At 28.4% G+C, this 24,183-nt stretch carries 17 protein-coding genes; 9 read left to right on the forward strand and 8 right to left on the reverse strand.

From position 1 onward, the window contains the following. Positions 1 to 3 precede the first annotated feature (3 nt). Positions 4 to 5,460 carry a PDxFFG protein gene (locus AC1RP9_RS02730; RefSeq protein WP_481821935.1) on the reverse strand — a complete coding sequence of 1,819 codons (5,457 nt, stop codon included), beginning with the start codon at positions 5,458 to 5,460 and terminating at the stop codon, positions 4 to 6. A 168-nt stretch (positions 5,461 to 5,628) separates the two neighbouring features. Here AC1RP9_RS02730 and AC1RP9_RS02735 point away from each other — a divergent pair, with 168 nt between their 5' ends. After that, positions 5,629 to 6,852 (forward strand): hypothetical protein, encoded by a 1,224-nt coding sequence (locus AC1RP9_RS02735; RefSeq protein ID WP_481821936.1) that lies wholly within the window; start codon positions 5,629 to 5,631, stop codon positions 6,850 to 6,852. A gap of 87 nt (positions 6,853 to 6,939) precedes the next feature. On the opposite strand, the gene tsf is transcribed toward AC1RP9_RS02735, so the two are convergent. The 6 genes from tsf to secG all read right to left on the reverse strand — a co-directional run bounded on the left by tsf (position 6,940) and on the right by secG (position 13,679). Next, positions 6,940 to 7,824, reverse strand: coding sequence for a translation elongation factor Ts (gene tsf, locus AC1RP9_RS02740; protein ID WP_481821938.1), 885 nt, complete (start codon positions 7,822 to 7,824; stop codon positions 6,940 to 6,942). A gap of 44 nt (positions 7,825 to 7,868) precedes the next feature. Continuing rightward, a complete protein-coding gene (gene rpsB, locus AC1RP9_RS02745; RefSeq protein ID WP_481821940.1) occupies positions 7,869 to 8,705 on the reverse strand; it encodes a 30S ribosomal protein S2 in 837 nt (278 codons plus the stop codon). Between the two features lie 223 nt (positions 8,706 to 8,928). After that, positions 8,929 to 10,473 (reverse strand): methionine--tRNA ligase, encoded by a 1,545-nt coding sequence (gene metG, locus AC1RP9_RS02750; protein ID WP_481821942.1) that lies wholly within the window; start codon positions 10,471 to 10,473, stop codon positions 8,929 to 8,931. An 8-nt stretch (positions 10,474 to 10,481) separates the two neighbouring features. Then, a complete protein-coding gene (locus tag AC1RP9_RS02755) occupies positions 10,482 to 11,276 on the reverse strand; it encodes a tRNA1(Val) (adenine(37)-N6)-methyltransferase (protein WP_481821944.1) in 795 nt (264 codons plus the stop codon). Then, positions 11,242 to 13,443 carry a ribonuclease R gene (gene rnr, locus AC1RP9_RS02760; protein ID WP_481821946.1) on the reverse strand — a complete coding sequence of 734 codons (2,202 nt, stop codon included), beginning with the start codon at positions 13,441 to 13,443 and terminating at the stop codon, positions 11,242 to 11,244. The genes AC1RP9_RS02755 and rnr overlap by 35 nt, the downstream gene beginning before the upstream one ends. Positions 13,444 to 13,445: 2 nt before the next feature. After that, entirely contained in the window at positions 13,446 to 13,679 is a 234-nt protein-coding gene (gene secG, locus AC1RP9_RS02765) for a preprotein translocase subunit SecG (protein ID WP_481821948.1), read from the reverse strand. A 160-nt stretch (positions 13,680 to 13,839) separates the two neighbouring features. Between secG and AC1RP9_RS02770 the strand changes: the two genes are divergently transcribed. Genes AC1RP9_RS02770 through AC1RP9_RS02790 form a run of 5 tightly spaced genes read left to right on the forward strand, consistent with a single transcriptional unit; the run spans position 13,840 to position 19,010 of the window. Further along, positions 13,840 to 14,109 carry an HPr family phosphocarrier protein gene (locus tag AC1RP9_RS02770; RefSeq protein WP_481821950.1) on the forward strand — a complete coding sequence of 90 codons (270 nt, stop codon included), beginning with the start codon at positions 13,840 to 13,842 and terminating at the stop codon, positions 14,107 to 14,109. 37 nt (positions 14,110 to 14,146) lie between these two features. Beyond that, positions 14,147 to 15,076, forward strand: coding sequence for an ABC transporter permease subunit (locus AC1RP9_RS02775; RefSeq protein WP_481821952.1), 930 nt, complete (start codon positions 14,147 to 14,149; stop codon positions 15,074 to 15,076). Continuing rightward, positions 15,069 to 16,136: an ABC transporter permease gene (locus AC1RP9_RS02780; RefSeq protein WP_481821954.1), complete on the forward strand. Its 1,068-nt coding sequence runs from the start codon at positions 15,069 to 15,071 to the stop codon at positions 16,134 to 16,136. Before AC1RP9_RS02775 ends, AC1RP9_RS02780 begins: the two co-directional genes overlap by 8 nt. A gap of 6 nt (positions 16,137 to 16,142) precedes the next feature. Beyond that, a complete protein-coding gene (locus AC1RP9_RS02785; RefSeq protein ID WP_481821956.1) occupies positions 16,143 to 18,164 on the forward strand; it encodes an OppA family ABC transporter substrate-binding lipoprotein in 2,022 nt (673 codons plus the stop codon). Between the two features lie 54 nt (positions 18,165 to 18,218). After that, positions 18,219 to 19,010, forward strand: a complete 792-nt coding sequence (locus AC1RP9_RS02790) for an MAG0110 family membrane protein (protein ID WP_481821958.1) — start codon at positions 18,219 to 18,221, stop codon at positions 19,008 to 19,010. Between the two features lie 33 nt (positions 19,011 to 19,043). On the opposite strand, the gene AC1RP9_RS02795 is transcribed toward AC1RP9_RS02790, so the two are convergent. Continuing rightward, entirely contained in the window at positions 19,044 to 20,633 is a 1,590-nt protein-coding gene (locus AC1RP9_RS02795) for an MnuA family membrane nuclease (RefSeq protein WP_481821960.1), read from the reverse strand. Between the two features lie 175 nt (positions 20,634 to 20,808). Between AC1RP9_RS02795 and hisS the strand changes: the two genes are divergently transcribed. The 3 genes from hisS to rpmF all read left to right on the forward strand — a co-directional run bounded on the left by hisS (position 20,809) and on the right by rpmF (position 24,141). Then, entirely contained in the window at positions 20,809 to 22,149 is a 1,341-nt protein-coding gene (gene hisS, locus AC1RP9_RS02800) for a histidine--tRNA ligase (protein WP_481821962.1), read from the forward strand. Positions 22,150 to 22,157: 8 nt separating this feature from the next. Next, positions 22,158 to 23,855, forward strand: a complete 1,698-nt coding sequence (aspS, locus tag AC1RP9_RS02805; protein ID WP_481821964.1) for an aspartate--tRNA ligase — start codon at positions 22,158 to 22,160, stop codon at positions 23,853 to 23,855. A gap of 85 nt (positions 23,856 to 23,940) precedes the next feature. Beyond that, positions 23,941 to 24,141: a 50S ribosomal protein L32 gene (gene rpmF / locus AC1RP9_RS02810; RefSeq protein WP_257043314.1), complete on the forward strand. Its 201-nt coding sequence runs from the start codon at positions 23,941 to 23,943 to the stop codon at positions 24,139 to 24,141. The last annotated feature ends 42 nt before the right edge of the window (positions 24,142 to 24,183 follow it).

Raw genomic sequence — 24,183 nt, forward strand, 5'->3', positions numbered from 1 at the left:
ATATTATCTAATAACGTTAAATTGTAAGTCTACGTAAATTGTAGCTTTATCAATTTCTTTGTTGTTTTTGTCTAAACCTTTAGCAACGATTTTAATTGGTGCATTATCTTGGTCTTTCCCATTTTCTGAAAGACTTTTTCCTGTTCCTAAAGTGAATAATGATTTACCATTTGCATCAGTAAGTACTTTTTTATTTGCATCAACAAAATCAATTGTGTATGCGTATCCTGGGAATAATAATCCATCACGATATTTACCCATTAATGCATAATCTGAAATTCAGGTACTGTACCCTTCATCAGCAAGAGTTACCTTGTTTTCAGGTGAAGCATCACCTTGTTTTTTAAGGTAGAAAATATTGTTGGTTTTAGCAATGTTTACATCAAGGTATTTGACTTCTCCAGTATCAATATTAGTGAATTTAAGTTGTTTAATTTTAGCTGCATCTTCATTTTTAACATACCCATAAAGCGCTAGTGCATCAAATTTTTTGTTTCTATAAAGTCCTGAAACAGTTCGATCCCCGAGTCCAAAGTTATATAGTTGAGATAAGAAGAATGCTCTTGGACGTGAGGTAACTTTTTGTCCGTTTAAATCTAATAAACGAATGCTATCATCATGTACTGCTTCTCCAGTTTTTGGATCATATAAGTTAGTTCCAATGGTCTCTTTTTCTCATCTGTCTTTAAAATATCCATTGTTTTTAACATCTAATTTTCCAAAGTATGAAGAGTCAATTCTACTTTGGAGCTCTAAATTACTTTCGTCTAAATCATAGTTATAAATTTTCAACAATTCTGCCAATTCTTTATCTCTTTGTGTTTCAAAGGCTTTTTTCTCATTTTGGAGTTGGTTTAAACCAAAGATATATGTATCTATTTGAGCTTGAGTGATATTTGTTCCTTGTGGTTTGGTTTTGATAAATTCACTCATTCTTTGTTCAACATCCTCGAGGAAATCTTGAAATTTTTGTTGAATTTTTGATCTTTGAGCAAAATAATCTTTTGAATCGCTAGTTCTTTCCAATGTAAATAAGATTGGATTAACCATATCTTCTTTTTTAATTGTACGTTCTTTTCAAACTTCTAGTTCAGACATATCATTAATAAAATCTAATCCAGTGTTTCGTTCATTAACGTTTGATAGATAACTTGGTAAATTACCAAAATTTTGATTTGAAGGTACAAATGTAGTTTGTACATAATCTCTAGTTAATGTTTCAGGCATTGTGTAGACATAGTCAGTGAATTTATCTGCTAATTGTGGTTCGTTTTTAGTTGCAAAATAATTCTGAGCATCTCTAGTAGGAGTTCCATCGGTCATTTCGGCAACTATATATCTTTTAAATCTTTCAAAACTGTTATCAGCATATTTACTGTAATCATCACTATCTGGTTCAAGGTAATATACTAAACCTAATAGTACGAATAAATCGTTCAGAGAAAGGTTTTCAACAGCTTTTTGAGTTGAATCTTCAGGATATTTACCTGGTTCAAGTATCTTAAAGTAAGTGTCCATAAGTGAAGGTAAATATTCAACTAATTTTTTAGCGTTAAATTGAAAGTTTTCTAAAGGAGCTGTGGTACGAACATAACTTCTTCTAAAAGCTGGTAAGTAAAAATCTATTCCGTAATCAACACTAAAAATTGCTTTATTTTGTTCAAGATCTTTAAGTTTAAACTCTTTAATTGATATAAATAATCCTGAATGAATAAATCTTTTCATTGCTTCATTTGCAAGAGTTTGTTCATTTTGAACAATGAAATTTCTTTGTCGTGTTTGAGGTTCTTTAAGAATTTGAGCTTTAAATTTATCAAGATCGAATTTAGTTTTAACATAATCTATATTTCAGTTGTAAGCTTCTCTTTGATCATCACCTGAATATGTCGCTTTAGAATAATCTACTGAACCAAATTCCATGAAATCTTCAAAATTATTAAATACAGGGATTTGTTTATTGTTTACACTAATCAAACTGATTGTGCTAGCAAGAGATTGATCAAGTTTGGTGTTAGGTATATCAGCAAGAGTTTCTGAAAAGTAGTTATATCCTATTTTTGATACTTTATTGATTTTGCTATAATTAAGAATTGGTTTGTCATGTTCATCAAATCCAAGAAAGACTCTCAATTTATCATTTAATGATGTCTTATCATCATCGAAAACAAACGCAAGGTCCATTGTGGTAGCAACTGATAATTGTAACAAGCTTCCATCAATGTTTCTTCTTAAAAATCTCTTAAACAAAGAATCAAGTCCTGGGTTTGATTTGGAAGCCATAGCCTTAGATAGACCATAATTATGTCCTGAAGGAAAAACATAGTTATGTTTTTGATTTTTGCTCTTGTCTACAATTGAGAAAACTTTATTCTGATAGAATCAAGCTTCTCCAGTTCCTGAAAATTTTGCTCCTTCACGTTCTTTTTTTCCTCAGAAGGTTGACAAATACATTTTGTGAAGCACATCATAATTGCTAGTTGTGCTGTCGATTGCATAATAAAGATTTGATTTCCTGTCTTTATTAAATGGTTTTGGAGATGGATCATCTGGCCCTCCGTCAATTCCATTTAAATTTGGATTAAATTCATTTTCCTCATCATCTGAACGATAAAGAACACTTTCAAAGAAGGATTTAGGTTTAATCGGATCAGCAACTAAGTTATTTCAAAATAGCGAAGGTTTTCCACTAACTGATGTTGTAGGGGTATTTCATCCTGAATCAAAATCATCTAAGTTATAGATTCTTAAAATATTTCTATCAATTTGCTTTGTTTTAGTTTTTAAATATTTTTCTTCTTGTTCGCTTAAAGGTTGATTTAATGGTACTTTAATAACTGGAGAACCATCTTTGTTAAAAATGTTAAATTTAGTAACTACTAATTTACCATCCTTATCAACTTGACTATCAAAGAAATGTAATGAAGCAATTTGTTCAACTCTTTCAGTTCCACCACGTATAATTGTCCCGCTTAAACTTAAAGGATTTCCCATTCCGTCTTTAAATTGTGAAAACATTTCAGGAAGTGAAACGGTTTTAAAGATGGTTTGTCCGTTTTCAGTGGTAATTGCTTTTCCTTTTCCGAAAATAAATGGATTTAATGTTCCTGAATTTGAATCTAATGAGTTAGCAAGGAACAAATCTCCAAGACGAATATTTCTCTTTTGTGCACTTGCTTTGAGTCCGTCAAAAGTTTGAATGAATCTACGGTCTGGATTTTTAACAGTGTCTATAATTTTGTCACTTTTTGATCCTCAAACATCTTCGTAAGTTTCTCATCTAGTTTGAGTTCCATCGTTTTTAATGTATCCAAATTGTGTAAAGGTTCCTCTAGGATCTGGGTTTCCAAGAGCATCCACTCTACGCACCAAAAGATTAGTTCTAGCCTTAATGTAGTTTTCTAAAGCTTTGAATGAGTAGTATGAACTATCATTAGCTCCACCTCTAACATTAATTCCACCAACTAAAACAGCACTATCTTTTTCGTCAATAGCTGTTGATTTTTCTAATGTATAGTGGTGTCCATATTCGTGTGTTCCAACATATTTAAGGAAATCAGTTGAAATTCCTTGGAAGTTTTTCACACTATTAGCTAAAATAAGCGGAATTCCAATGTTATCATCAACTGAAAAAGCTGAATAATCACCTTCTTGAATTTCATATTGGTACACACCATTTTGGTCAATGGTTTTAACCAAGTGAGGTCCATTCTGTTTTTTGAGTAAGAATGGAAATTTTCTCGAGATTTGGTCTAAAAGTCCATTATATGAGTCAGTGTAAAATTGGAATTTTCTTGAATCAAGTCCTTTTAAAGGTTCTCCTTTTTTATCTTTAGCATTTAAATCTTCAGGAGTAGAGGTCATAGTTCTAGGAACAATTGCTCCGGCATAACCAATAGCATATTTAAATGAACTAAATAAAGGAAATTCTTGATCAGCTTGATTTGCATCAAATTTTTCAACTCTTGGATTATTATCTTTATCTTTAAAAGTAATTGAAAGAACTTTATTTTCCACTTGGAAGTTTTCAATAGTAAGTTCACTTAATTTAGACTCATCAAATTTATCTTCGCTATTTCTAGCTTCAACTGAGCTTGAGTAATAGGTTTTGATATTAGTGTTTTTATCTTCGTATAAGTACACTTTTTTGTTTAAGTACTGATCTATGTCATAAAAGTCAAGGAAGTTCTTAAGCGATGAATTTACCATTTTTTCTAGGACTTGTTCAGCATAGTATTGAGCAGGACTTGTTTCTGAATCAAAGAATGAAACAGCTAGTTCATCATTATCATTTTTTACATTTAAAGCTAAAAATGTTGCATTTGGAGAATTGTTATCATCAGCACCTTTTTCAGTTCCGGTACGTGCTTGAGTAATGGTGTACTCAACTAAATCTGAATATGAATAATCTTTATATTTATCACCAAATTCTTTAAGTTTGTCTTTAAATTCTTGCTCGGTTACATTCACTGGAAAAACAAGATTTTCAAATTTTGTTTGTTTAGGTTTTGGTAAATTACCAGCTCTTCTTTTGCTTTGGTCGTATTCTGTTAGTTTCTCGTTATATTCTTTAAGTTCATTAATATTGTTTTTGTTAATAAGAAGTTTTACTTTTTGTCCTTTAAGTTTTCCAACAAAGAAAATATTTTTAAAACTTCTTAAATTTTCATTTGCATAAAGAGCAACACCTTGAGAATCTAAAAGATTCTTAGCATTTTTAAGAATTGACATATTTACTAAATTTTTTAATACACCATCAGCCTGATATTTGTTCACTGGTGAAGCAAATACAGGTTCAGTTAATGAATCTTTAGCATTACCTTCTCCACCCGCACTTGAATAAATCGGAGCAACTCCAAAGAAACCATCTGGGAAGAATTTAATTTCACTTGATTCTTTGTGTAGAGTTGCGTGACTTCCTAAAACAATTGAGTTCCCGTTTCTTTCAACACCAGGAACAATTCTAAAGCTATCTAGTGTTAAAAGATCTGGCCCTCAAGCAACATTATCGATAAATCACTTGGTAAATTCTAAGAATTTTTCAGGTTTAACTGCAAGTACATATTCATTATAAAAGTTAAATGAACCATATGTAACTTGTTGAATAAAGCTTTCTTGATATTTTTCATAGTAAGCACTAAAAAATTCAGTAAAGTTCATTTTTTGATTTGGGTTACTTAAAAATCAATATTGTGAACCATCTTCAGACATTCCACCAATTTCTTTGGTTTTTAATGGGTCAACGATTGAAATCTTAGCTTCTAAGTTTCCCTTATCGTCTCTAATTGAACTATAATCATTTTTGAAAAGATTTTTGTTAAATGCTGAATATGAACCTTTAACTTCATCAGAGTTTGAGGCGTATCCAAGCATTGAACCAACGGTAATACCCGTACCAACAAGAATTGTAGAAACAGCCAAAAGCGTTTTCTGCAATAATGTTAATTTTCTTTTTAATTTCATAGTCGCCTTTCTTTATATATATTAAATATATAAGTGTATTTTACCACAATATTCGCATATTTCTAGTGGTGAAATAGTATAATATTAGAACGAATATGCACTTAAAAATATTTGAAAAGTGCATATTTTTTTCTTTTTAAACATAATTTTTTTTATTACTTAAGTGTTATGAAAAAAATTCTGTTTAAATATTGAAAAATAGCTTTGTTTGGGTTAAGTTTTGCTGCTGTAATTGGAGGAGGAGTTTATTATTTTCTCAGTCAAAAAACAAAAACTATTAATCAAAAGAAACAGGAATCTGGTAATCCAGAATCACAAGAACAAAATCCAGAACAAGGTGGAGAACAAGAAGGAGTAGACTCTCCACCAAAATCAAATCCAATTAATCAAGATCCACAAATTAAGCAAACAGTGGATGTTTTAAGTGTATTTGATAAATTTAAATCATCAGCACTTGAAAACTCAGATAATTTTCGAAAAATCGCTTTTCGTTACGATCTCATTAAAAACGATTTGTTATTAAATGATTTTTATAATAATCAAGATATTTGAGACGTTATTTACAATGATAAAACAATTTCTGAATACTTAATTACTACAATTTTAGGTGATGAAAATGCTTTGAACAATTTTGATTCTAATGATGACAAAATTGTTTCTAAAATTAAAATTACTAGTATTGTTGAAATTATTAATCATTTTGTTAAAGCATTTCGAAAACAAAATGAAACATTAATAAATTCAGTGAATATTCATTATTTTGAATTAGCAAATAATTACATAACAAATTATTTAAATGAATTTAATCAACAAACTAACTTTGGTGAGCAAGATGATTCATTAAATCAAGAAAATTTAGAAATACTTAATAAAAGTTTTATTAATTTAATTTTAAATTTAATCAAACTTAAATCTGTGCTTTTACAAATGGAGCAAAATCTCCGTTCGCTCACACAAATTGAGCGTAAAAGAATTTCTTTAGCACAAAACTTCATCAAAGACTATACATTTTATGTCTATGAAGATATTGATCTTTTATCCGAACAAAAAGCTAGTGAAATAGTTGAAAAAATCAATTTATTTAATGATTTAAAGACTCAAATTCAAACCCTAAAAAATGACCAAAGCGAATTATTGAAATCTAAAGCTTCTGTTTTGGAGCAAACTTCTATTATTAATTTTTTAAAGAGTGAATTTAATTTTGAATTAATTAGCAAAACCTTAAATTTAACAACTGAGCAGCAAAATACTTTTCAATTACTAATCAATCAACTAATTGAAAATAAACATTCTTTTATTACATTAGAGAGTAAGAAGTTTGATTATTTAGAGCAAAAAATTCAAAATACAATAAAACAAATATCCACAATTTACAATCAACTTGAAAGCTAATAATTGATTATTGAAAAATAATAAAAAGATGACTAAATAAACTCTTGTTTTAAGAATTTATTTAGTCATCAAATAAAAATTATAATTTTATTTTAAATTTGCAGCAGCAGCTACTTCTTCAGCAAAGTTAGATTGAGCTTTTTCAATTCCTTCTCCAACTTCAAATCTAATTGATTTTACTAAAGAACTTGAACTGTTAGCTAAGTATTTAGCTACAGTTACCCCATCATCCATAACAAAAGGTTGTTTTTCTAATACAAACTCTGATAATTGTTTGTTTAATTGACCTTCTAAAATCTTTTCTTGGACTTGTAATGTTTTTTTATCAAAATCCAATGGTTTTTCTAGACCATTTTGAATTTCTTCCATTCTTTCAGTCGGTACTTCTGAAGCAAGGGTATATTCTGGGTTCATTGCAGAAACATGCATTGCAACATTTCTAGCTGCTTCAACATTTTTACCATTTACAACCACAACAGCTGCAACTTGGTTATTTGTATGAACATAAATTCCTAAAACTTGATCATTTGAAGCATTAATATTCATAATCCGTCTAAGAGAAATCTTTTCTCCAATTACAGCGGTAGCATCAATAAGAGCTTCGTTAACTGTTTGACCATCATTTAATTTAACTGATAATGCTTCTTCAAGATTCCGAGCTCCGGCATTAAAAATAGCAGGAGTAATTTCGCTAACTAACTTCATAAATTTTTCGTTCTTAACCACAAAGTCAGTTTCTGAGTTAACTTCAACAAGAATTGCATTCTTTTCATTACCATAAGCATTTACAACACCTTCAGCGGCAATGCGACCTGCTTTTTTGGCCGCTTTAACAATTCCATTTTCCTTTAACCAGGCAATTGCAGCATCCATATTATAGTTGGTTGCTTCAAGAGCTTTACGTACATCAACAAGAGCAGAATTAGTTCTTGCTCTTAATTCTTTAATTTTTTCTAATTTTGAATCAGCCATGATTACTCCTTAGTGCTATTTTTGTGTATCTTTAATATTTTTAATTAGTTTGAACTAACTACTTCTTCAACTTTTTTAGGTTGAAATTCTGGTAAAACAACTTTTTCATCTGGTTGGTATGCATAAAGTTGTTCTTTGTTTTGAGCTTTAGCAATTGCATCAGCTAAAATTGTGATAATAAGTGTAATTGATTTTGCAGAATCATCATTTGCAGGAATTCCAAAATCAACCGAATCTGGATTTGCGTTTGAATCAAGAAGTGAAATAACTTTGATTTTCTTTCTTCTTGCTTCTTTAACCGCAATTGCATCCTCGATTGGGTCAGCCACAATCATAATTTGTGGTAATGACTTCATATTTTTAATCCCATCAAGGTTTTTATGAAGTTTTTCTAATTTTTTATCAAACTCAAGAGCTTCTTTTTTAGTGTAACCTTTGTATCCTTGTGCTTTTTTAGCTTCAAGTTCATCCATTGTTTTTACACTTGACATAATGGTACGATTGTTAGTTAATGTCCCACCAAGTCATCTTTCTGAAACATAATGTGCTCCAACTCTTTGAGCAGCTTCTTGGATTGCTTTTTTAGCTTGTTTTTTAGTCCCAACAAAAATAAATGAAGCGTTTTTTGAAGCTAATTTATTTACTAATGAATAAGCAAATTCTAAATATTTTTGGGTTTTAGTTAAATCAATAATGTGAGAACCCTTGTTTCTTTTATTAGGAACTAAGTATTCTTTCATTTTTGGATTTCAATCTTTCACTTTGTGTCCAAAGTAAGCTCCAGCTTCTAAAAGTTTATCTTTTGAAACGATAGGATTTTGTGGTTTAACTGGCTTTTCAGCAACAGTTTTTTTACTTTCTTTGTTTTCTTTGTTGTCCATATTGTCCTTTTAGTTTGTTATTGATTGATAATTGCTTCTAACACCTAGCACTCAAATTATTAGAGCACACCCAAGCGAATCCACAATTACATTTATGCGTTTAGTTTATATATGTTTTATTTTAAATAATAAAACTCTTTCATATTTTAGCACATAATTTGCAAGTTTAATGTAAAAAATTATTTTTTGCGTTCCTGTAAAACTTGCTTTTAATATAGAAAAATTATTTAATCCGATTGAATAAAATAATTGAATTTAATGTTTGAACTTTATCAAACTTGCTAAAATCACTGATTAATTCTAAGTTTATTTCTGATAGGTTTAAAGCTTGTAATACTTCTTGTGATTTTTCTTTTAAAACAACACTTAAATAAGTATTCACTGCATAAATTCCGTTTAAAAGTCTAATTAAAATTTGTTCTAATCTAGGTAAATCTTCTTTTAGAGTTCAAGGTTGAGTAAGATCAATATATTTGTTTAGTTCACTTGATAAATTTATTGCTACTTTTAAAGCTTTATCAGTTTGAAAATTCTCAAAATACTCTTGATAAGAATTTAGTGAACTTAATATTTGTGTTTCAATTTGTTGATCAAGCTCATTTTCTGTTATTTGATAAACTAAAGGTTGATCAAAACTATTACTAATCATTTTTAAAGTTCGTGATACTAAATTACCAAAATTATTAACTAAATCAGCATTAATTGTGTCAATAAATCTTTTTTCATCAAAAATGCCATCTTCTCCCAAACTGATTTGACTAACAAAAAAATATTTAATCATTTCTCTGTGATATTTACTCAATAAATCATAAGGATCAATGACATTGTTTTTAGATTTAGACATTTTTCCAGTAGGAGTAATAATTCAACCGTGTGATTGAATTTTGCTTGGTTGTTTAATATTTAACGCTCTAAGAAAAATAGGTCAATAAATCACGTGAAAACGAGCAATTTCTTTCCCGATTATATGCACAATTTGTGCGTTTTCGTTTACTCAATATTTTTCAAAGTTCTCACTTTGGTTTGATGAAAACGGTTCATAACCAAGAGCAGTAATATAGTTGCATAATGCATCTAATCACACGTATAAGGTGTGTTTAGGATCTTTATCAATCTTGATTCCTCATTGCACATTTGTTCGTGAAAGCGACAAATCTTCAAGTCCTTTGAGCAAAAAATTATTCTTAATTTCGCTTTTAATTTTTTCTGGTGCAACAAAATCTTTATTTGAGTCAATGTATTCTAAAAGCCATTGCTCAAACATACGCATTTTGAAAAAATAACTTTCTTCAGAAACTCACTCTAATTCATGATTGCTAGTTGGATGATAATATTTTCCATTTCGTTCTATTGCTTGTGTTGAAGTTAAAAATTCTTCATCACTAACCGAATATAAACCTTGGTATGAACCCTTGTAAATAAATCCTTTTTCTAAGAAATAATTAAAAATTGTTTGAACCTTTTGCTTATGTTGCTGATTAGTAGTTCGAGAATAAAAATCATATTCAATTCCAAAATCGTTCCACATTTTTTGGTATTGAACACATAATTCATCAACATATTGTTGTGGGGTTTTATTTGCTTGAAGAGCTTTTTGTTGAATTTTTAAACCATGCTCATCACTTCCGGTTAAAAATTTAACATCATATCCATTGAGCTTTTTGTAATTAGCAATTACCCAAGCTAATGTAGTAGTATACAAGTGTCCAATATGTAAATTTCCGCTGGCATAATAAATTGGAGTTGTAATAAAAAAAGTTTTTGACATATAAGCTCCTAAATTTTAATCGGTTTATACAATGCTTTAATTTCAGGTAAATATTCATGATCATTTTTATTGTTATGATCATGTAAATATAAATTAGGTAAAAAGTGCGAACCTCAACCAGCTTGATAACGGGCTTCTAAAAGCACAAATTTAGCTTTATCTTGAATTCTTGTGTAAATAAATTGAATTCTTTTCGGTTCGAATTTATATTTTCTTAATAATTCAAAAAGATCAACTAACCGTTCAATAGGCATTACTAAGGTTAAAAATCCTTTTTGTTCAATAATCTTGGAACATCCTTTAATGAGTTGTTCAAGGGTTAATTTAATTTCATGGGTTGCAATAAGTTTTTCGCTAGAAACTTTTTGTGAAACTTTGGTTTTATCAAAGTGATAAAAAGGAGGGTTACAAAAAATGCTTTGATATTTGGGGGCGACTTTTTGAGTTAATTGTTGATAAAAATCATTAAAATCTGCATGAATGACATTTATTTGTTCCTGCAAATTATTTTCTTGTACGTTAAATTGTGCAAGTTGTGCAGCTGAAGCTTGAATTTCAAGAGCATCAATTTTTAGGCACTCACTTCGTGAAGCGACAAAAATTGAGAGAGCTCCATTGTTAGTTCCAATTTCAAGAGCACGAGTGATTCTTGGATTTAAATAAATAAAATTACCAAGCAAAATTGTGTCAACTGAATAATTGAACATATCCTTGTCTTGGTAAACTCATAAATTTGCGTCAAACCCGAGTGAATTTTTAATTAGCTTTCTATTTGAGAACTTTTTTGGCAATTCTTTTATCACGTTCTTGCTTGTCCTTTTTGAGTTTATTTAAATATTGCTCATATTGGTCAGTTAGCACACAGTCTACTTTTCCTTCAACTAAATCAACATTAATCACGGTAACTTCAACAATATCTCCAATGGTGTATATTTTATTTTTTGAAACTAACTTAGTTGAATTCTCATTAACTTCAAAATCTCCATCAAATAAATTGCTTTTATGTACTAAACCACTTGCTTTAAAGTCAAATTCAACAAAAAATCCAAAATTTAACACACTAAAAATTTGAGCTTTATAGCTTTGTCCGATTTTTCCTTTTAAATATTCAGCGAACTTTAAATCATTCACTTTTCTTTCTACTTGAACTGCTTTTTGTTCGCTTGCAGTATTAAGGGTGGCAAAATGTTCTAATTTGGCAGTCAATTTTTCAAGATCAAGTGGTTTTCTATCAATAATATAGTCTCGAATAATGCGGTGAATGACCAAATCTGGATAACGACGGATTGGTGAAGTAAAATGACAATAAAAATCGCTTGCTAGTCCAAAGTGTTTAATATTATTGTGTGAATAAATAGCCTTTTGCATGGTTCGTAGAAAGAGTAATTTAACAAAATCATCATCACGATTACTTTTAACCTGTTCAACAAAATCAGCAAATAATTTAGGAGTGATTTGATAATGTTTAAATTCTGGAGTTGGTAAATTAACTACTTCAAGTGAATTTGCAAGGATGCTTAATTTCTCTTCGTTAGGAATTTCATGTACCCGATATAAAAGTGGTAGTTGAGCATTAAAAAGTGTTTGAGCTACTGTTTCATTTGCTCGCACCATAAAATCTTCAATTAGCACTTCACTAAATCCCCGTTTGTTAATGATAATATCGCTTACAAAACCGTGCTCATCAAGTTTAATTTTGGGTTCATCAATTTCAAAGTCAATGTATCCTTGCTTCATTTTTCAAGCATGAATGATTAAACTTAATTCTTTAGCTTGATTGAGCATATTTGTCAAATCTTCACTTAATTCGCTATGATTAGTCGTATCGATAAAACCATTTTGGTAAAAATAGTTTACTTTTTTATAAGTTAATCTGAATTTACTATTAATAATTGCAGGAAAAATTTTGCTATTAATATTTTGACCATTTTGATCAATTTCCACTTCACAAGCAAGTACAAAACGATCTTGATCTGGGTTAAGTGAGCAAATTCCATTTGAGAGTTTTTCAGGTAACATTGGGATGACGCGATCAACTAAATAAGTACTAGTTCCTCTTGAGAGTGCTTCACGATCAAGTAAAGTATCTTCTTTAACATAATAAGAAACATCTGCAATATAAACGCCTAGTTTTCAATTTCCATTTGGAAGTTTTTGCACATTTATTGCATCATCAAAGTCTTTAGTATCCTCACCATCAATTGTTACAATGAGTTCATTTCTTAAGTCAATGCGACCTGATAAATCCTCATTGTAAATATCATCAGGAATATGAGCAATTTCTTGTGCTAAGGATTCAGGAAAACCATCTGGTGATTTAATTGATTCTAAGTAGGCTTTAACAAAAACCATTGGATCGGCTTCATTGGTAATCACCTTATCTACTGCAATAAAAACATTTTTACCTTCATATTTAAGAATTTTCGCAAGCACTAGGTCATTTAATTTATATTCAGTGCTTGAAGGCATTAATGCTCAAGTACAATTTTTAAATCTTAAATCGGTTGGTAAAAAATAAAAGGTATTATTTTTTTGTTTGATAAATCCAATAATTGAATCGTTTTTACGCTCTAAAACGTGAGTAATTACTCCATAAGTTAAATTATGCTCATCATGAGGATTAACGTAAATATTTACCTGCACAATATCATTGGTAATCGCTCCATTAAAATTAAATGATTTAATAAAAACACTTTTTTTAGTTTTGTTTTCTTCGTCAATATCATAATCAACAAAACCATAATTCCCTTTGGGTGAAGCAAAAAAAACTCCTGAAGTAGTTAAAATTAATTCAGGAGCATAATATTCATCCTTTTCATTTCGAAAAACCTTGCAATCTTTTTGTAACACTCCCAGAATTTTATTTAATTCATGGTTATCTTTAGGTCTAATTTTAAAAAAGCGTGCTATTTCAAGAAAACTTTTGCTTTTAGAGTTTTTTATAAATTTATATATATCTTCAATCTTCATTTTTACTTAAAATAAACTCTAACAATAATCGAACCAATAAGCAAAATTGCTCCTAAGGTCATCATTGAATATTTTAGAATTTTCTTAACCCCTCTTTCTTTGGATACTTTAAATAATTCCAAATCACCTGAACCCACTAAAGCACCAGAAAAACCATTTGAATCTGGTGACATTAATAATGAAATGACAATAATAAAGAATGAAATAATAATTAATAAAATTGTTAAAACTCCCATAAATTGCTCCTTGAAATATTTTAAATAAATAATACCATTTTATTGGATAAATCCACTTTTTCTTTTCTGAATTAATAAAAAATGATACTTTAATAAAAGAAGGTATAAATTTGCTATAATTTATTAATTCAAAATAAACATTTTTAAAGTAAGGATACTTATGAAAGAATTAACAGTTACAATTACCGATCCTATTGGTTTACACGCGCGTCCAGCTTCAAACTTAGTAACAACTGCAACTAAATTCTCGTCAAATATTAAACTTGTTCACGGAGCAAAAGAAGCTAATTTAAAATCAATTATGAATGTAATGGCTTTAGGTGTAAAAAGCGGAGCTGAAGTCACATTTAAAGTTGATGGAGTTGACGAAGAAGCTGCTTTAAAAGCAATTGAAGAGGTAATTGAAAAAGAAAACATTGCTCAAAAATAAAGATCGCCTCAAAGCGGTTTTTTTGTAGAAAGATCAAATGAAAGCATTAAACATAGTACTAAAAAAAGGATTATGAGGACTTGTTTCTTTATTTTTAGTGCTAAGTCTTTCATTTTTTATTTTGTCTTTTATTATTCAACCGGTTGGTAATATATTAAGCAATTATTTTTCTTATCTTGGATCGATTTTTAGTTTTAAATTTGGCTGAATTATCAACCACAACAATGTTAATTCTTTTGATAATGTTTCATATTTTTATAACTTTTATTTCAGCAAGAGTTTGCTCTTAATTATCCCTTCATTTGTGGTTTGTCTTCTTTTTGGAATGCTTTTAGGAAGTTTAAGTGCTTATGTTAAAAATAAGTATTTAGATAATTTTATTGTCGCTACTTTGTATTTATTTTCTTCGCTTCCAATTTTTATTCTTGCTCCGGTTTTAATTATTTATTCTGAGCAAATTAATTGACCTTCGTTAATTATTGAACCAGGTGAATATGATTTTGGATCAGTCATTCAAAGTTTGTTTTTTCCTAATTTACTTATTTTTATTGTTTGCGCTTCTTTTTTTACACTTAAAGTCAAAGAATCGACTAGTCAAGTATTACAACAAACATATATTAAATTTGCTCGAGCCAAGGGAGAAAGTGAAATAAAAATTTTCTTTGCTCATGTGTTCAAAAATAGCTTTGTGAATTTTGCTTCTTCAATAAGTGTATTATATTCTTTTGTGCTTTCGTACTCAATAATTGTGGAAAGAGTGTTTCAATTACAAGGTCAAAGTATCATTTTAATTAATGCATTTAATCAAGGGGAAATTTTCTTAATTCTGTACTTTATTTTTTCAACCGTTATTTCAATTATTGTTTTTCAATTACTCATTGAAATGATTTTAATCTGAGCTAATCCTGTTTATAAAGATAATATTTATAAGAGTATTTTTAATTTCAAAAGGAGAAAGAATGCGTAATAAATTTACTTTTGTTTCGTTTGATAATGCTCCTAAACAAAACTTTGAACAAATAAAAAAATTAAACTATTCGCTCTGAAAAAAATTCATAAAAAACAAGCTCAATTTAACTTTAATTATTGTATTGTTCGTTTTGCTTTTGAGTATTTGAATCACAAATTTAGCATATCCAAATTCCAGTTATACTCCAGTACATGATAGTTTTTTAACTTACAATCTCCCTTCCTCGCTTGGTCCAATAACTAGCAAAACCTTTGATAAGGGAGCATTTACTGATTATTTATTCAAACTCCAAAATCAAGGAGTTATTAAGCTAGATGATATTAAAAACTATCAATCAACTTACACAATCACTTATAATCCGTACCAAGTCATTGAATCTATTACTGGTTTAAGATTGTTCTATTTACTTGGTACTAATCAAAATGGGGTTGATAATTTTGCAATTTTACTGAATTCATTTTCGTTAACCTTTTTAATATTGTTATTATCTGCACTAATTCAGGGTGTTTTAGGAATTTATATCGGGACAATTTTAGGATACTTTTACCAAGGTAAAACTTCGAAAATCTCTTTTTGAATGATTAGTGTTTTTATGATTATTCCCTTTTTGTTTCTTAATATTATTATTTTTAGTTTAACTGGATATTCATTTATTAATGCTGTTGTAATTTTAGGTTTAATTGGTTTTTTCCCTATTTTTTACTTTGCGTACAATAATACTGTGATTATTGTCCAAAAACAATACATTGTTGCGTATAAAGTACTAGGATTAAGTTCATGAAAAATTATTTATCGCATTGTAAAAGTTAATTTTTTTACTTGTTTACCACTCTTAGCTGAGCAATTATCATTAGGATTAATTGCACTTGCTTCGCTTGCTTTTTTTAATATTAAAAATATTTATCAGTATTCAAATATCGGAAATTTATACAAGCAAATAATTGATAATCCATCAAATATTGGATTGTTTGTTTGTACATTTACAATTTCGATTTTATTTATTATTTTATTAAAATTAATCGCAAACAAAATTGCTCAAAACTTTTGAAATAGATAGGAATTAATGAAACATAAGAAATTTTTTTGATTATTTTGTCCAGTTTTAATAACTCCTTTTTTAGTTGCGTGTACATCACCTTCACAAATTAAGGATAGACAAAACTATGTGCGAAATTATAATTATCCAAATACATACGCAAACGGAATTATTCCGATTTTTGAGCATAAAAAGTTTGAAAATGATATAGAAAAAGCTCTTTTTGCACCTTTATTAAAATACAATTCTTTTGATAATCTTATCGTTGATAAGGTTAATAATGTTATTACTCAATCTTCAAAAAATCGTCTATCATTTTACTTAGCTTCTTCAGTCAAATTAGAGTTTGAAAATGGTACTTCATTAACTTATACAAATGATAATTTTATTAATAACAATGAACTTTCAAACCAATATATTGTAAATCTTTTTTCCAAAGACATTACTTCAATTAATCATAATGATTTTTGAAGCAACATAAAAAGAGCAAATACTATAACTTTTACAATCAAAGATAATGTTTATTATTCAAAATATAATGGTCAAAAAAGTCAAATTAAATTATCAGCTCAAGATCTTTTGAATAACTTAACTCCACAAATTAAGCAAGGTTTTGTTAAAAATTATGGTGTAGAATTAAGTTCTAAAGATAATGAGTTAATAATAAAATCAACTAAAAAGTTAGCTGATGATTTTATTAAAAATGAATTAATGGAAGATATGATTTTCAATCCTGTTCCATCGTTAAATGTGCATAAAAGTAATTATAAAGACCAATTATACGTTTCTAAATACCTCCCTGATACTAACCAAATTAATTTAATTAAATTAATAAAAAATAAATTTTCTGCTGATAATAAATTTAATCAAGCTTTGAATACAATTGAACAAATTTCACTTAAATATAATCCTACTCCTTTAGATATTGAAACTTTTAGAATTCAACAATTGCGTTCGTTTCGTCAAAATCTAATTTCCGAAGCTTCATTTGCGATTTTTAATAATATTCAAAAAGATGATATTTTAAACCGTTCAAGTCAATATGGATTAAGAGAAATTTTTAAAAACAATAATTTACAAATTAATCAAAAATTTTACTTTACAAATTCATTTGACCCACAAAAAACAGACCATTTCAACCAAACTTTTAAAAATTTTTACTTTCAAAATAATCAAAATGCATATTTATTCCGTTATTATCTCAGTAGAATTTATTCGCTTTTTGCTAAAGCTATATACTTAGATAATGAATATTATTGAAATTCGCTTGCTCTTCCACTCACTAAACTTAGTAATAACACTAATGAACAAAGTAACATTACTACTTTAAGTGATGCATATAACCAAATTAATCTCCAGGATGTTTATTTATACTCACAAAATAAGCACGAAAAATTTAATTACTTTAATTTAAGAAATGATTATTTTCACAAAGATAAAGTTTTAGATTTTAATAAATCATTCCCTAGTATTGCATTTGAACAAATTAAAAAAGAACTAAATGTAATCATTAATCAATCTTTAAATAATTCTAATGAACAATTTATTTTTGATGTTCCGATTTTAGAAAGTGCATCTGAACGCGAAAATAGTTTATATGGATATTATGTAGATTTATTAAACACTATCTCTCCGAACTTAAAGGTTAATTTACATGTAACTAATGAACAAGACTTGAAGCAAAACAATTATTTGGTTTCATATCAAACCTTTGAATATGCAAATAATTCACTTGAAAGTTTCATTAACTTTATTTGAACAAACCCTATAACAAATGTATATTTAAATTCCCAATATGCATTTAATCAATTCCCAATTTTAAAATCAATTGATTTTAATTTGCAAAGAGCTCTTGAAATTATTGACACTAAGGATCTTAAAACTCAAATTGATTTAATTAATGAATTAAATAATCTAATTCCGCTTCCTTTTGATGTTCAAAACATTGATAATTCAAAAAGTTTATCAAAGCTTATTGTCCAAAATTATTACCAATTCCCACTATCTAACGATGGAATTATTAATTTTGAAGATATTACAATTAACTAATTTTACTTAATTAAAAACCTTATTTACTCAATAAATAAAGATATAATTTAAAATATGTTAAATAACTTTTTTTCAAAACAAAATAACAATCAAATTGAGTTTGTTAATTTATCACAACAACATAAAAAGTATTTTGCTTATACTTTTTTAACTTTTGCTATGAGCATTTTAATTTTTTCCTTGCTAACAATTGGAGAGTTCTTTCTTTTAACTTGGATTAACTATTATTACCCAGACACAATGTTTTGAGTTTACGTAGCTATGTTATTTGTGACCTTAGTTTATTTTGCTGTATCTATGAGTTATGGATTTTCAAGGCAACAAGGTCTTTTAATTACCTTTTTCTATTGGTTAGCAGTCCAAATTACTTTACCTCTTTTAATTTCTGTTGGTTTATTTTATTTATGACAAGTCGGAAATCTTAGTTATCAAGTTATTATTACTATTTTTGCAGTTCCTGCACTAATTATGATTGTAACTGGTGTGTTATCATACTTTGATTTAATAGACTTAACACAAATTCGTAAAGTTATCATGTTTTTGATTGCGATTATTATCATAACAGTATTAATTTCAATTGTTTTATACTTTACTTTATCAACTCAAGAAAAACAAACTTCAAGTTGATATAGAATAATTGATTTTGCAATCCCAGTGCTTTACACAGTCTTTTTATCTTTCTCTACTTTTTTTAGATGAAGAAAATTATTACAAAAATCCGAAAACATTGATGTAACTAATAATACTCAAATCTTTAAATCAGCATTTTCAAGTGGAGTTGATTTATTTGTTAATTTTGCTCTCCTTGTCTACTATGTGCTTATGATTTTTGCTCGCAAAAGATAATATAGTTAGAAAAAACGCTTTTTAAAAGCGTTTTTATTTCTTGAACTTGAGCGATAATCACACTGGTAAGTGGTCTGAGACTTTATTTTTAAACACATATCAAATACTATTAGAAGCTTTATCAGTTTTATTTCCTGTGTTAAGTGTTGAACCTCAAATTCGTTTATATTCACTGTTTACATAATTTTTAAACTCAGTTTTTTCCATATAGTTTTTAAAAATATCATACTTAAATAAATCGCGATTTTTAACATCCTGAGTTAAATTTGCAGTTTCAAAAAACATGCGATCATATGGTTGTGAATATGCACCATTATAATCTCTATTAACAACATTTGTCCGAATATTACCAGGTGTTCGTAAGGATGTGCTTGCTGAAGAATCATCACTTCAACCGTTTAAATAACCTGCTGTAATTAGATTAGTGAAAATGTCACCTTGATTAGCTTTAATGTTAGTGTCACCACCAAAAATAATGTTTTGGGCACCACTTTGTTTGAAAAAATTAAAGACTTTATCAAGATTGTATGCTTCAGCACCTTCTTGAGAACCCATTGTTTTACTGATACTTAAATGTTTTGGGAAATTGTATTTTAAATCAGTAAAACTCACTTCTCCTTCTTGATCTCCTTTACCTTCCTTTTTACCAGGAGAATCTAAATGATCAAAGATAGTTGTAAAGCTTCTTTGGGTGCCTTTGACATTAAACATAACACCAAATGGAGGACGCACATAAGTAGTGGTTGTTTTACGTTTATTAAGTGGGTAAGGGATTTCTTGATTAAACGATTTTCCAATACCACCTTGATTAAAAGAAACAGGTTCTAATTTATTACTATCATATAAAATTACTACAGATTCTTGAACATTACCCGAAGATTTTTGATTATATTGACTTTCAGGTTGATAAATCATCACATATTTACGAGATGAAAGTGAATTTAATTTTTCAACTATTAAATTAACTGATTGATATTTACCATTATTAATTTCAGTTAAACCAATAACATCTGGATCAATCTCAGAAAGAACTTTACTAATAACAGAAACCTTAAATTCATTGTCCTTTTTTATCGAATTTGGATAATTTAAAATATTTCAATGAACAATTTTTAATCCTTCAGCATCTTGAATTTGTGGAGAGTTAGGCTTTTTGTTATTTGTATTTTTAGGAGTAGAAGCATTTGAAACGGTACCTTGAATTTTTGGAGGGGTTTTAGTATTTGAAGAACCAGGTTTAGACTCAATTGGATTGTCAGTATTATTTGGTGTTGGGTTTGAATGTTTAGGTTTTGTTATTAAAACATTACCTTCACTTGGTTTAGTTTGATTATCTAAAGGTTTTTTTATTGGTGGAAATATTATGGTTGGATTTTCAAGAACTGGTGTATTGATTTTTTCAGGGGTATCATCTATTTTATTTTCTGGTGTATTAGACTTGTTTTTCTCAATATATTTCGAAATATTATCTTGAATTTGCTTTATAGCTTGATCAATAGATTTATTTAGCGCATCGGTATTTTTTGTATCTGAAACTGTTGTCTCACACGACACAGAAACAGGTACAGTTATTGCACTAGTAGAAAGAACACTTAACAACTTAAAACTCAAAAACTTTTTCATTATTTGTATTATATTTTTTATTTAAAATCAAACAATTAAAAATAATAAAATATTTTTAAAAAATATGGAAACTTAACCATATTTTTGTCTTATTTTCGAGGATTTGAATTCTATGTAATTATTAAACTTAAATCATGTAAAATTAAAATAGTTTAACTATTTAAAAAGAGGTTTTATGATTAATAAAGTTAAAGGAACTATTGATTATTCAATTGATCATTTTAATAAAAAAAGAAAAGTACTTTCATTATTTGAAAACTTAGTTGAATACTTTGGATTTTCGCTAATTGAGACTCCAATTATTGAATATTCTGAACTATTTCAACGAAGTAACCAAAATAGCGAAATGGTTCAAAAAGAAATGTTCATTTTCAAAGATAAAAGTGAACGAGAAATTGTTTTAAGACCTGAAGGTACTGCTTCGTTTGTGCGTGCTTTTATTGCTAATAAATGATACGCACAAACCGAAATTGATAAATTTGCTTATCACGGTCCAATGTTTCGTTATGAAAGACCACAAAATGGTCGCTATAGACAATTTTATCAAGCTGGAGTTGAGTTTGTCGGACCTAAAGCTCCCCTACGAGATGTTCATGTAATTTGTACTGCTTCATATTTCTTGGATTTTCTTGCTCTTCAAAAAGCAAATAAGATTGAACTTCACATTAATTCAATTGGAGATGAACAAACTCGAAGCAAATTCCAAGAAGCTTTAAGAGAATTTTTAATTCCGTATAAGGATCAACTTAGTGAAATTTCCCAAGAGAGATTAGAATCAAAAAACGTATTAAGAATTTTAGATGATAAGGTCGATTCTAAATTACCTTTCATGAAAAAAGCTCCTAAAATTTCTGATTTTTACTCAAAAAAATCAAAAAAATATTTTGAAACTGCCCTATCCTTGCTAGATATTTACAATATTGATTATGTAGTTGATCATAGTTTAGTACGCGGATTAGATTATTATGACGAAGTTGTTTTTGAGTTTGTCTACAAAAATAAAGATACCGAATCGACCTTAATTGGTGGAGGAAGATATTCAAATTTAATAGCTGAATTAAACGGACCAGAAATATCAAGTGTTGGGTTTGGATTTGGAGTTGACCGCTTTATTGACCTTTTAGGTTCAGAATTAGAAGAACCTGAAGAAATAGAAGATTCTCGGATTGTACCTAATATTGGAAGGGTTCCAAACCCACTTGTTTTAATGGGTGCTTCGGAAAAAATGAGCACACTGGAAAAACTTTATGAGTTATATTTATACTTTAACTTTGAAGGTGGAAGTGTTAAAATTAATTTTATTCCTGAGTTAACTAAAAGCAAAAAATTATTTGAATTGGCGAAAAAACAAAATGTTCGTTTTATGATTTATGAAGATCCAAAAATCGCAAATCCTGGAGTAGTTGTGTTTAAAAATATGCGTACAAACAAGAAAAAGAAAATTGATCTTTCTGACACTGTTTGAGGACATGATGAATTTTTAGAACTTTTAATGCCATATGATGATGAATTTTAAAGGGAATTATGAATAAAACTATTAAAAATAATCAATTAAGAATTTCTGATCAAGGTAAGGAAGTTACTTTATATGGTTGGGTTGCAAATAAAAGACGTTTTGGTGAGTTGAATTTTGTTGATTTAAGAGATAAGTATGGAATTACACAGTTAGTATTTAATCAACCTATTTCATTTTCAAAAGAAAGTGTTCTTGAAGTAACTGGAACTGTTGTAAAAAGAAAAGATCCTAATCCAAGCTTAAAAACTGGAGAAATTGAAATTAATGTTCAATCATACAAAGTTTTATCATCTTCAGCCGAATTACCTTTTAGCATTAAGGATGATTTAGAAACTAAAGAAGATTTACGTTTAAAGTATCGTTTTTTAGATCTTCGTCGTCCAATTATGCAAAAAACTCTAAAACTCAAAAATGATTTGTTTTTTGCAATTAGAGAATTCATGCACTCTAATGAATTCATGGAAATTGAAACTCCAATGCTTGCTAAAGCGACTCCCGAGGGTGCTAGAGATTTTTTAGTACCAACTCGAAATAAAAACGAGTTTTTCGCATTACCACAATCTCCTCAATTATTCAAACAATTATTAATGATTTCGGGATTTGAAAGATACTATCAATTTGCTCGTTGTTTTCGAGATGAAGATTCACGTAAAGATCGTCAACCAGAATTTACTCAACTTGATATTGAAACAAGTTTTTTAGATGTTCAAGCATTTATGAATATTATTGAAAACTTATTCAAACATTTCATGCAAAAAATAATGAACGTAAATATCACAATTCCATTCAAAAAATTAAAATTTGAGGATTGCATGCGAGATTATGGAACTGATAAGCCTGATTTAAGATTTGAAAATAAAATTACTGATATTAACGATTTTTGCAATGATTCAGATTTTGAAATCATTAAAAATGCTCCATCAAAAAGATTGCTTGTAATTGATGAAATCATTACTAAAAAAGACTTTAAAGGATTGGAAGAAATCGCTAAGAAAAATAAAGCAAATATTTTATTCTACTTCACCATAAAAAATGGTGAACTTATAGACACAAATTTTGCTAAAAAAGTACCAAATTCAGTCCAAAAATTAATCACTCAAATCAACAAACAAACCGGAACATATTTTATTGTTGCTAATGAATACGAAAACGCTTCTCAAGCACTTGGAGCACTAAGAGTTGAATTAAACGATAAATACAATTGAGCAAGAGATGAATATAATTTCTCATGAATTATTGATTGACCAATGTTTGAATATGATAAAGAAAGTAATACATGGGCAGCAGCTCATCATCCTTTTACTCAATTTGATAATACACTCGAAGAAATTGATACTTTACCAAAAAATGAGCTTAAAGCTAAAAGTTATGATTTAGTTTTAAACGGATTTGAACTTGGTTCAGGTTCTGCTCGTATTTATGATAGACAAATGCAAGAAAAAATGTTTCAACTTATCGGAATGGACAAACAAGCTCAAGAAAATAAATTTGGTTTTTTTCTTAAAGCTTTAGATTATGGGGTACCACCACACTGCGGAATTGGACTTGGAATTGATCGTTTAACTATGATTTTAGCTAAACATAAAACAATTCGAGATGTTATTGCATTCCCTAAAAACGCTAAAAGTCAAGATGTTTTTACCCAAGCTCCTTCAAATATTGAACAAGATCAATTAGATGAGTTGTTTCTTCAAATTAAGGATTAAATAATTCAAAAATTTACTCGCTAAATTAAATTTATCAGTTATAATTAAAAAGCATTTACAAAAACCACAATAAGGAGGGACCAAAATGGCTATAGTACCAAAAAGAAAGACATCTAAACAACGTAAACACAAAAGAAACAGTCACTCTGCTTTAGAAATGCCAAACCTTGTTTCATGTAAAAATTGTACACAAATGATCGAACAGCATGTTGTATGTAAATTTTGTGGTTTTTACAAAGGTAAAAAGGTTCAAGGATACGTTGCTCTTAACGACCGTATTCAATAATTAATTTTATATAGAAAATAACTGGAAAATTCTTTTTTCTAG

The sequence above is a fragment of the Mycoplasma sp. 3686h genome (assembly GCF_056781225.1).